8 protein-coding genes are annotated in these 11,043 nt (G+C 42.5%); 5 read left to right on the top strand and 3 right to left on the bottom strand.

Annotated elements, in window-relative coordinates; genetic code table 11:
- Positions 1–1,204: 1,204 nt before the first annotated feature.
- From birA to H7T97_RS08935, 3 genes are all read right to left on the bottom strand, one after another.
- Entirely contained in the window at positions 1,205–2,146 is a 942-nt protein-coding gene (birA, locus tag H7T97_RS08945) for a bifunctional biotin--[acetyl-CoA-carboxylase] ligase/biotin operon repressor BirA (RefSeq protein WP_201090098.1), read from the bottom strand.
- Positions 2,147–2,154: 8 nt separating this feature from the next.
- On the bottom strand, positions 2,155–3,162 hold the full coding sequence (locus H7T97_RS08940) for a LacI family DNA-binding transcriptional regulator (protein WP_201090097.1): 1,008 nt from the start codon (positions 3,160–3,162) through the stop codon (positions 2,155–2,157).
- 67 nt (positions 3,163–3,229) lie between these two features.
- Positions 3,230–4,063 carry an AraC family transcriptional regulator gene (locus H7T97_RS08935; protein WP_201090096.1) on the bottom strand — a complete coding sequence of 278 codons (834 nt, stop codon included), beginning with the start codon at positions 4,061–4,063 and terminating at the stop codon, positions 3,230–3,232.
- Positions 4,064–4,224: 161 nt separating this feature from the next.
- Between H7T97_RS08935 and H7T97_RS08930 the strand changes: the two genes are divergently transcribed.
- The 5 genes from H7T97_RS08930 to gtfA all read left to right on the top strand — a co-directional run bounded on the left by H7T97_RS08930 (position 4,225) and on the right by gtfA (position 10,957).
- Positions 4,225–6,387 (top strand): alpha-galactosidase, encoded by a 2,163-nt coding sequence (locus H7T97_RS08930; RefSeq protein WP_201090095.1) that lies wholly within the window; start codon positions 4,225–4,227, stop codon positions 6,385–6,387.
- A gap of 14 nt (positions 6,388–6,401) precedes the next feature.
- A complete protein-coding gene (locus tag H7T97_RS08925) occupies positions 6,402–7,661 on the top strand; it encodes an extracellular solute-binding protein (RefSeq protein WP_201090094.1) in 1,260 nt (419 codons plus the stop codon).
- Between the two features lie 13 nt (positions 7,662–7,674).
- A complete protein-coding gene (locus H7T97_RS08920; protein WP_000757161.1) occupies positions 7,675–8,541 on the top strand; it encodes a carbohydrate ABC transporter permease in 867 nt (288 codons plus the stop codon).
- Positions 8,542–8,554: 13 nt separating this feature from the next.
- Positions 8,555–9,388 (top strand): carbohydrate ABC transporter permease, encoded by an 834-nt coding sequence (locus tag H7T97_RS08915; protein ID WP_021153463.1) that lies wholly within the window; start codon positions 8,555–8,557, stop codon positions 9,386–9,388.
- Positions 9,389–9,514: 126 nt separating this feature from the next.
- Positions 9,515–10,957 carry a sucrose phosphorylase gene (gtfA, locus tag H7T97_RS08910; RefSeq protein ID WP_155167610.1) on the top strand — a complete coding sequence of 481 codons (1,443 nt, stop codon included), beginning with the start codon at positions 9,515–9,517 and terminating at the stop codon, positions 10,955–10,957.
- Positions 10,958–11,043 lie beyond the last annotated feature (86 nt).

Here is an 11,043-nt window from a genome sequence, read left to right as displayed (position 1 = left end):
CCCTACTCAACTGTGCGGAGGTGGGACGACGAAATCGAATTCTAACGAATTACCGATTTCTGTCCCACTCTCTAAATTTAGTTATTAGTATATTGATAATTATATTTTTGAAAACTTCTTGATAAGAAAAGGGGGAACAGAATATAGGTATGAAAATTAATTACATTAAAATAATTGTATTGCTATTTATTAATCTTTTTTTAATTGGAGCTGGTATTATTACATACCCAAGAATGTAATAAAACAGTATGAGCAGATATTGTTTTACTAGAAGCATTTACTTTTTCTGTGGATTTATTTTCATCAAAGGAGTCTCAGGCTATAGAAGAAGAGCAGTATATGGTCATACACTACAAGAGAAAATAAGTGAAGAATTTGATAACGTTAGAAAACTTTTATAATTATTTGGTACAAAATTTGGTACAAAAAACAAAATGACAAGCAAAAAAGCCTTGATTTCAAGGCTTTTTCCTGTTGTCTTTGATGCCCCTGCATGAATTTGTAAGAACTTTTCATATTGAAGGTAATCAAAAATATTGAAATATAGATGATTTTCGGAAGACGCTTTTAGGTATTTTCAATATCATGTTTTAAAAATGGGGCAAAAAACCTACTGAATTGAACTATTTAGTAGCTTAAATATATCATGGTGCTATCTAAAAAGTTAATTTTATAGAGTTTGTTGGGATAGTTACTGAGTTTTTTGTTTAACATTCAAACTTTATTATTATATCATAAAAATAATTAGAAAAACAGACTTGTATTATTTTGAAATTTGTATATGATGAAGGTGTAAGAACTATAAAATAGCCTGGTAGAAAGGGGAATGAAAGAATTAATCAGGCTATATAAAATTGGTAATTGGTAATTAATGTTGTCAACCAAGAAAGGAAAAGGTAAAAAATGCAAATACATAAAAAAATTTTTATAGTGGCGTTGGTTTTATCTATTTGTATCTCACTATATTTTCTTATCAATCCGTCTAATATCTTCACCTTTCCGATCCGTGTGCATGAATTTGATGACACATTTAAATATTACATGTTTGTGAAGATTGGAATTGTATTATTATTTATCAAATTCTTACTGGATATATGCTTAGAGTATATCAAGAATTGGTTTAAAAAGTTTTGATATATCTTCACACAAAAGAGTCTGAGACAGCGTTTTGTCCCAGACTCTTTTTTGAGTTGTGAGCTCTGTTTTATAGATTCCACTGCTTGAGGGAAATTTCGCCACTATTGAGCCAGATTTCTTCTTGATTTTCTAACTGGACCAAGAGTTGGCCGGTATCGGAGATGTCTTTGGCGAGGCCCTGATAGGTCTGCTGGTTCTGCTCAAAGGTAACGGTTCGTCCTAAGACCAGGGAGCGCTCCTTGTAGAGGTAGACCAGTTCATCGATATCCGTATGAAGAAATTCCCTCCAGATCTCGCTGATGAGGTCATTGCGGGTGATGGGACAAGGGCCTTCAAATAAGGAACCAGCCTTGTTTTCTAGCTCATCTGGAAAAGTAGAGATAGCCAAATTGAAACCGACTCCGATAATGATATCCGTGACAAGGCCAGTCTCGATGGATGTGATAGCTTCGGTTAGGATTCCTCCAATTTTTTTATGGCGATAGTAAATATCATTGACCCATTTGATATCGACATCGATCAGGGTCAGATTTTTAATAGCCTTATAGATGGCTCCTGCGACCATGAGGGTATAAGGGGGGAGCTCCGCAGGTGGGAGTTGGGGCTTGAGATGAAGAGACATATAGATGCCGCCTTGATCGGGAGAGTAGTAGTCGCGACCAAAGCGGCCCTTTCCGGCAGATTGGGACTTGGCCAGGTAGAGAGCCCTGCCCTCTTTATGGGCTTCCATGCCTAATTTTGCGTCCAATTGGGTAGAATGACATTCTTCATTCAAAGTAACGGTCAACTGGGTATTGCTTGCGATGACTGCAGGAAGCAGAATATCGCCTGAGACCAGTCTATAGCCCTTCTTTTTTAGGGATTCGATAACGACCCCATCTTTTTCCAGGCGCTGAATAGCTTTCCAGATGGAGGTGCGGGAAACGCCTAATTCTTTTGCCAACTGTTCCCCGTTGACATAATCATCTGCCTGAGAAAGGGTTTGAAAGAGGATTTCGTGTGTTTTCATAGGACCTCCTAGCGACTGCTGTCTCGAATCGTCAGTTTGGTGGCTAATTTGACCATATAGGGAACACTTGGTTGACTCCCTTGAAAGGTTTGCCGCAACATCTGAATGGCTTGCTTGCCCATTTCTTCTGTGTAGACAGTTACTGTAGAGAGGGCAGGAAAGACATACTTAGCAATCGAGGTATCATTGAAGGAAATGAGACTGACGCGATCAGGGACTGCGATTTGGTGCTCCTGAAGGGACCGAAGGGCTCCGACAGCTATGGCATCACTGGCCATGAAAAAGGCAGTTGGCAAGTCGTCGCCCAAGTCTTGAATCAGCTGCTCCATCATCTGATAACCTGACTCAGTTGAGAATTGACCAACAGAGACAAAGCGCTCCTCATAAAGTCCTTTTTCCGTGAGAAACTGTTGAAAGGTCCGTTGACGGGGATCCATCTGTAACGGTGTCGCATCTGCCGTCTCTTCCTGCCCGACCAAGAGCCCGATCTCCTTGTGGCCATGCTCAAGGAAATACTCGAGAGCGGTGATGACAGAATCTTCTAGATCGGTCGTCACACAGGAATGCCCTAAATAGAGGGTATTGCTATCGACAAAGATCAGGGGTTTGCCGTAGCTTTCTAGATCTTGAATGGTCTTGGGACTGAATTTCCCAAGAGCGATAATGCCGTCTGCCTCTTGAATCAAGGACCAATCGTCATTATTGAAGATACGAAAGATCTCATAGCCTAATTCCTGGGCTTGTTTTTCCAACCCCATCCGAATGGCATAGTAGTAGAGGTCATCTAATTCTTCTTCACGCGTGTACCATTCAAAGATGACGATTTTATGAAAATCCTCAACTGGTTGAGGCCCTGTTTTGCGGTTTTTCTTTTGGTAATGCAAGTCTTCAGCGATGCGAAGAATCCGACTGCGCGTGTCTTCCCCAACAGATAAGGTCGCATCCTGGTTGAGGACGCGAGAGACCGTTGCCTGAGAAACGCCTGCTTTTTCCGCAATGTCTTTAATCGTTGTCATAGTTCATCCTTTATTGATTTCTACTTCCAGTATACTCTAAAAACTAGTAAAAAGAAATAAAATTTTACTAAATTTTATGTTTATTGCGATATTGGCTAGGAGTCAGCTGGCTATAGGCCTTAAAAGCCTTTGAAAAATAGAGGGGATCTGAAAAGCCCACTGAGTAAGCTACAATCTTGATGCTCTCGTCTGTGTTGGTCAGTAACTGCTGGGCACGCTGCATGCGGACCGAGTGTAAGAATTCCTTGGGAGAGATCTGGTGAAACTCCTTAAAGACAGTTGTCAGATAGGAGCGATGGACATTGAGGTCATCAGCGATCTCTTGAATACTTAGATGATCTTTATTGTAATGCGTCTCAATCACATGCTTGCAGGTCAGGTAGAGTTGATAGGTTGGAGATGGATGGCTCCGATGGATATCGGGAGCCACTTCACTGATAAGAAATAGCAGTTCATAGATCTGCGAGAGAAGGTGGAGTTGGTAGTGAGAAGTCATTTTTGAAGCCTCTGCTTTGTGGACGAGTCGCTCCATGAACAGGCCAATCCGCTCTGTGTCCACCTCTGTTTTCTTTAAAAAGCCTTTTTCTTGTAGGGTTGAAAAGCGCATGAAATCACTTACCTTGGTGCCACTGATGCCAATCCAGTAGTAGGACCAAGGTTCTTCTGAGTCTGCCTGGTAGTAGGTCACCTTATTTTTTGGAAGAAGAAAGAGATCCCCGGCCTCTAGGTGGATTTCTTTTTTTTCAAAGTGAAAGACTCCCTTTCCCTTGGTAACAAAATGAAGGACAAAATTATCTCGGACGCTAGGACCAAATTCATAATTCTTCGGACAATCTTCGTAGCCATAAAAATCAAGGGCTAGGTCAATGGTATCGGTTTGGTATTCAGAAAAGACTGACATGGTTGAACCTCCTACCTAACATTTTACCATATAAGTGCAACAAAATTCTATTTTCAGAAGCGTTTACATCAAGTAAAATAAAGACATGTAAAAAAAGAAAAATATTGGAACTGAATTTAAAAATACATAGTGATATTTTATAGGATCCAATGGAGGAAGATATGGCAATTCGTATCGAACAGAATTTGTTCTATGTAGAAAGTAAGGGACTGAGCCTGATCCTTGAAAATCGAGATGGCTACCTAATGCTCAAGCATCTGGGGCGTCCGATCCCGTCTTATCATTTTTCCAATACCGTACATGAGAAGGATCATGCTTTCTCTGGAAATCCAACACCTGACAATCGCATCTTTAGTCTAGATACCCAGCGTCAGGTTTTGGGACAGCATGGGCTTGGAGATTTTCGAAAGCCGTCGATTCAGATCCAGCACGGCGTTACAGAGGTGACGGATTTCCTCTATGTCGGAGCCAATATCTACTCTGGTAGTGTCGAGGCAACTGGTCTTCCCAATCCACATACAGTAGATCAGGCTGAAACCTTGGCCTTGGTCTTTGAAGATGATCAAGCGGATCTTCGGTTGACCCTCTATTACACAGCCTACGAAGATCGGGCAACCATCACCAGCTTTTCAAAGATTGAAAACTGCAGTGATGAAACCGTCGTGGTCCACAAGGCTCTCAGTGTGTTGGCCGATGTCCCAGCAGGTGACTACGATGTCATCACCCTTCAAGGGGCATATGCGAGAGAAAAAACAGTCCGCCGTCAGCAAGTGGAACAAGGAATCTTCTCCATCAGCTCCAACCGTGGTGCTTCTGGACACGCCCAGACCCCAGCTCTCATTCTTGCTGACCATGAAGTGACAGAAGATGCTGGTTCTGCCCTTGCCTTCCAACTGCTCTACAGCGGGAATTTTGAAGGATTTGTTCAAAAAAATCAACTCAATGAAGTTCGGGTTGGCTTGGGAATCAATCCAGAAAACTTCTCCTGGGAGTTGGCACCGAATCAGAGCTTTGATACGCCGGTGGCATTGATTAGCTACTCACATGAGGGCTTGACTGGTCTCAGTCATGAGAGTCAAGCATTTGTCCAAAACCATATCATTCCAACACAGTTTGCCCATAAAGAACGTCCAATTCTCATCAACAACTGGGAAGCCACCTACTTTGATTTCAAGAAAGACAAATTATTGGAGCTGGCAGATGAGGCTCAAAAAGTGGGAATCGAACTCTTTGTTCTTGATGATGGCTGGTTTGGTAATCGCTATGATGACAATCGGGCCCTTGGTGACTGGACTGTCAATGAAGAAAAATTAGGAGGAAGCCTAGCAGAACTGATCCAAGGCATCCACGATAAGGGACTTCAATTTGGCCTTTGGGTGGAGCCAGAAATGATTTCTGTTGATAGCGACCTCTACCGGGCTCATCCGGACTGGGCTATTCAAGTCCCAGGCTATGAACACACCTATTCACGGAATCAACTAGTACTCGATTTCGCAAATAAAGAAGTGGTTTCTTATATCAAGCAGGTCTTGGATGACTTACTTGGAAACCATAAGATCGACTATATCAAATGGGATATGAACCGCAATATCACCAAACTTGGAAATGGTAAAACCTACCTTGAAACCAAGATGCAATCCCATGCGTATATCTTGGGCCTCTATGAAGTGGTTTCTTACTTAACAGAGAAGTATGAGAACATTCTCTTTGAGTCTTGCTCTGGAGGCGGTGGCCGCAATGACCTCGGTATGATGCGTTATTTCCCTCAGGTCTGGGCAAGTGACAATACGGATGCCATTGCCAGACTTACGATCCAGTACGGTTCTAGCTACCTCTATCCTACCATTTCTATGGGGGCTCACGTATCAGCTGTTCCAAATCACCAGATGGGACGGATGACACCACTTGAAACGCGTGGACATGTAGCCATGATGGGAAATCTGGGCTATGAATTGGATTTGACCAGCCTTTCTCAAGAAGAGTTGGATGTCATCGCAACTCAAGTCGCTCATTACAAAACGATTCGAGCCCTTGTTCAATTCGGAAAACATTACCGCTTAATAAATCCTAGTCAAGGTGCCAATCAAGCAGCCGTCCAGTTCACTTATCAAGACCGTACGGTTGTAACCTATGTACGGGTCTTATCAACGGTTGAGGAGATCGAGCCGACCCTGAAACTCAAAGGGTTGGAAGAAGATGCGCTCTATAGCTTAGAAGGGACCAACCAAGTCTATTCAGGAGCTGAGCTCATGTATGCAGGCTTAACCGTCGTTCTTCCTCAGGGAGATTTCCTCACTAAACAATATGTTTTTGTCAAAAAATAAAAGGAGACAGCCAAATGAAATGGTATAAAAAAATCGGACTTCTTGCGACAACAGGCTTAGCCTTGTTTGGGCTCGGTGCTTGCTCCAACGATGGAAAATCGGCGGATGGCACAGTGACCATCGAGTATTTCAACCAGAAAAAAGAAATGACTAAAACTTTGGAAGAAATCGCGCGTGATTTTGAAAAGGAAAACCCAAAGGTCAAGGTCAAAGTTGTCAATGTACCGAACGGTGGTGAAGTATTGAAAACACGTGTCCTCGCAGGAGATGTGCCAGATGTGGTTAATATTTACCCACAGTCCATCGAACTGCAAGAATGGGCAAAAGCAGGTGTCTTCGAAGATTTGTCCAATAAAGACTATATGAAACGCGTGAAAAATGGCTATGCTGAAAAATATGCCGTGAACGGAAAAGTCTACAACGTTCCCTTTACAGCCAATGCTTATGGAATTTACTACAACAAAGATAAATTCGAAGAACTAGGCTTGAAGGTCCCTGAAACCTGGGATGAATTTGAACAGTTAGTCAAAGACATCGTTGCTAAAGGACAAACACCATTTGGGATTGCAGGTGCAGATGCTTGGACTCTCAATGGATACAATCAATTGGCCTTTGCGACAGCAGCAGGTGGAGGTAAAGAAGCCAATCAATACCTTCGTTATTCTCAACCAAATGCCATTAAATTGTCTGATCCGATTATGAAAGATGACATCAAGGTCATGGATATTCTTCGCATTAAAGGTTCGAAGCAAAAGAACTGGGAAGGTGCTGGCTATACCGATGTTATCGGAGCCTTCGCGCGTGGAGATGTCCTCATGACACCAAATGGATCTTGGGCGATTACAGCGATTAATGAACAAAAACCGAAATTTAAGATTGGAACCTTCATGATTCCAGGAAAAGAAAAAGGACAAAGCTTAACCGTTGGTGCAGGTGACTTGGCATGGTCTATCTCAGCTACTACCAAACATCCAAAAGAAGCCAATGCCTTTGTGGAATACATGACCCGTCCAGAAGTCATGCAAAAATACTACGATGTGGACGGATCTCCAACAGCGATCGAAGGGGTCAAACAAGCAGGAGAGGATTCACCGCTTGCTGGGATGACCAAATATGCCTTTACGGATCGTCACTTGGTCTGGTTGCAACAATACTGGACCAGTGAAGCAGACTTCCATACCTTGACCATGAACTATGTCTTGACAGGTGATAAACAAGGAATGGTCAATGATTTGAATGCCTTCTTTAACCCGATGAAAGCGGATGTGGATTAGGAGTAGAGAGACAATGAAAAAAGTATTACAAAAATATTGGGCATGGGCTTTTGTGGTCATTCCCCTCTTATTACAAGCAATTTTCTTCTATGTGCCAATGTTCCAAGGAGCCTTTTACAGTTTTACCAACTGGACAGGTTTGACCTATAACTACAAGTTTGTTGGCTTGAATAACTTTAAGCTCCTCTTTATGGATCCAAAATTCATGAATGCTATTGGCTTTACTGCGATCATCACGATTGCTATGGTAGTTGGTGAGATTGCCCTTGGGATCTTCATTGCGCGTGTCTTGAACTCTAAGATCAAAGGCCAAACCTTCTTCCGTGCTTGGTTCTTCTTCCCAGCAGTTTTGTCTGGTTTGACAGTGGCTCTGATTTTCAAACAAGTCTTCAACTACGGTCTACCAGCCATTGGGAATGCCCTTCATATCGAGTTTCTCCAAACTAGTCTTTTAGGGACTAAGTGGGGAGCGATCTTTGCGGCTGTCTTTGTCCTTCTTTGGCAAGGAGTAGCTATGCCCATCATTATCTTCTTAGCTGGTCTACAATCTATTCCAACCGAGATTACGGAAGCAGCCAGAATCGATGGTGCGACGAGCAAGCAAGTCTTCTGGAATATTGAATTGCCTTACTTGCTACCAAGTGTCTCTATGGTCTTTATCCTAGCCCTAAAAGGTGGGCTTACCGCCTTTGACCAAGTCTTTGCCATGACTGGTGGTGGTCCAAACAATGCCACAACCTCACTTGGACTCTTGGTTTATAACTATGCCTTTAAAAATAACCAATTCGGTTATGCCAATGCCATTGCCGTAATCTTGTTCTTCTTGATTGTAGTGATTTCGATCATCCAATTGAGAGTATCTAAGAAATTTGAAATTTAAGAGGAGAAGCACGATGAAACAAGATGAAAGAAAAGCCTTGATTGGCAAATACATTCTATTGATTCTAGGATCGGTTCTGATTTTAGTGCCACTCCTTGCCACCCTCTTTAGTTCCTTCAAACCAACCAAGGATATCGTAGACAATTTCTTTGGATTTCCAACCAACTTCACATGGGACAACTTTAGCCGTCTCTTGGCTGATGGGATCGGAGGCTATTATTGGAACTCTGTCGTCATCACTGTCTTGTCTTTACTTGCAGTAATGATCTTTATCCCCATGGCAGCCTACTCCATCGCACGTAATATGAGTAAGAGAAAAGCCTTTACCATCATGTACACCCTCTTGATTCTTGGGATTTTCGTACCTTTCCAGGTTATCATGATTCCGATTACGGTTATGATGAGTAAACTCGGTTTAGCTAACACCTTTGGTTTGATCTTGCTCTACTTGACCTATGCGATTCCACAGACCCTCTTCCTCTATGTAGGGTATATCAAAATCTCTATCCCAGAAAGTTTGGATGAAGCAGCAGAGATCGATGGGGCTAATAAATTTACAACTTATTTCCGTATCATTTTCCCGATGATGAAACCCATGCATGCGACAACCATGATTATCAATGCCCTTTGGTTCTGGAATGACTTCATGTTGCCACTCCTTGTCTTGAACCGCGATTCAAAAATGTGGACCCTGCCTTTGTTCCAATACAACTACGCAGGCCAATATTTCAACGACTACGGACCAAGCTTTGCTTCTTACGTTGTCGGCATTATCAGTATCACCATTGTCTATCTCTTCTTCCAACGCCATATCATCGCAGGAATGAGCAACGGCGCAGTGAAATAAGATACAAAGGGACGATTCAGCTTGCTGAAAATTTCTGTAGTACCCTAGGAAACAATTCTAAAATAGAAAAACTCAAGAAAGCCAGGTCTCCTAAGACTTGGCTTTCAAAAAAGAAAGGGAACCATTATGCCAATTCAAAACAAAACCATGTTAATTACTTACTCAGATAGCTTAGGAAATAACCTGAAGGATCTCTATGAAAATCTGGAGAAGCACTTTGGGGATGCAGTAGGTGGGGTTCACCTCTTGCCATTTTTCCCATCAACTGGTGACCGTGGCTTTGCGCCTGTCGACTATGACCAAGTGGATCCAGCCTTTGGAGATTGGGAAGATGTCAAACGCTTGGGCGACAAGTACTATCTTATGTTTGACTTTATGATCAATCACATTTCTCGTCAGTCTAAATACTACAAGGACTACCAAGAAAAGCACGACCAAAGTGCCTACAAGGACCTCTTTCTCAACTGGGACAAGTTCTGGCCTGAGAATCGTCCAACTCAAGCGGATGTGGACTTGATTTATAAGCGCAAAGATCGAGCTCCCAAGCAAGAAATTACCTTTGCGGATGGAACAACTGAGCATCTCTGGAATACTTTCGGGGAAGAGCAGATTGACCTAGACGTGACCAAGGACGTGACCATGGACTTTATTCGTAAGACCATCGAACACCTGGCGAGCAATGGCTGTGACCTCATTCGTTTGGACGCCTTTGCCTATGCAGTCAAGAAATTGGACACCAATGATTTCTTCGTGGAGCCAGACATTTGGGATTTGTTGGATAAGGTGCGCGATATGGCGGCAGGCTACGGTGCTGAGCTTCTTCCAGAGATTCATGAGCACTATTCCATCCAGTTTAAGATTGCCGATCACGACTATTATGTCTATGACTTCGCACTTCCAATGGTAACCCTCTATACCCTCTATAGTTCAAAAGTGGATCGCCTTGCCAAGTGGTTGAAGATGAGTCCGATGAAGCAATTCACGACGCTCGATACCCATGATGGGATTGGGGTGGTCGATGTCAAGGATATCTTGACAGATGAAGAGATTGACTATGCTTCAAATGAGCTCTATAAGGTAGGGGCAAATGTTAAACGCAAATATTCCACAGCAGAATACAACAACTTGGACATCTACCAAATCAATTCGACCTACTATTCAGCACTTGGAGATGATGATCGTAAGTACTTCCTAGCCCGTTTAATTCAAGCCTTTGCACCAGGTATTCCACAGGTTTATTATGTTGGATTCCTAGCTGGGAAGAATGATTTGGAACTCTTAGAAAACACTAAAGAAGGCCGCAATATCAACCGTCATTACTACAGCAATGAAGAAATCGCTCAAGAAGTGGAGCGACCAGTCGTACAATCCCTTCTCAAGCTCTTTAGTTTCCGGAACAACTCGCAAGCTTTTGACCTAGAAGGAAGCATTGAAGTGGAAACACCAGATGATCATACCATTGTCATCACGCGCCAAAATAAAGACCAGACTGTCACAGCAGTAGCCCGAATCGATCTTGCTGAGGGCACTTACCAAGTGACAGAAAATGGTCAAGAAATGGTGTTTTAAAAAAATATGAACGAACTAAAGGATAAGTAAAAAATGCTTATCCTTTTTCTGTTTTAGATGTTGCAACCGTTTACAAAACTATAAAA

The sequence above is a fragment of the Streptococcus parasanguinis genome (assembly GCF_016648925.1).
Taxonomy (GTDB): Bacteria; Bacillota; Bacilli; order Lactobacillales; family Streptococcaceae; genus Streptococcus.
Note: the sequence above shows the minus strand (reverse complement) of the source record. Positions and strands in the feature narration are given on the sequence as shown.

Excerpts from the sequence above, each read along its gene's own strand:
- birA (WP_201090098.1), bottom strand. The coding sequence starts at position 2,146 with ATGAAAACACACGAAATCCTCTTTCAAACCCTTTCTCAGGCAGATGAT.
- H7T97_RS08920 (WP_000757161.1), top strand. The coding sequence starts at position 7,675 with ATGAAAAAAGTATTACAAAAATATTGGGCATGGGCTTTTGTGGTCATT.
- gtfA (WP_155167610.1), top strand. The coding sequence starts at position 9,515 with ATGCCAATTCAAAACAAAACCATGTTAATTACTTACTCAGATAGCTTA.
- H7T97_RS08935 (WP_201090096.1), bottom strand. The coding sequence starts at position 4,063 with ATGTCAGTCTTTTCTGAATACCAAACCGATACCATTGACCTAGCCCTT.
- H7T97_RS08930 (WP_201090095.1), top strand. The coding sequence starts at position 4,225 with ATGGCAATTCGTATCGAACAGAATTTGTTCTATGTAGAAAGTAAGGGA.
- H7T97_RS08940 (WP_201090097.1), bottom strand. The coding sequence starts at position 3,162 with ATGACAACGATTAAAGACATTGCGGAAAAAGCAGGCGTTTCTCAGGCA.
- H7T97_RS08915 (WP_021153463.1), top strand. The coding sequence starts at position 8,555 with ATGAAACAAGATGAAAGAAAAGCCTTGATTGGCAAATACATTCTATTG.
- H7T97_RS08925 (WP_201090094.1), top strand. The coding sequence starts at position 6,402 with ATGAAATGGTATAAAAAAATCGGACTTCTTGCGACAACAGGCTTAGCC.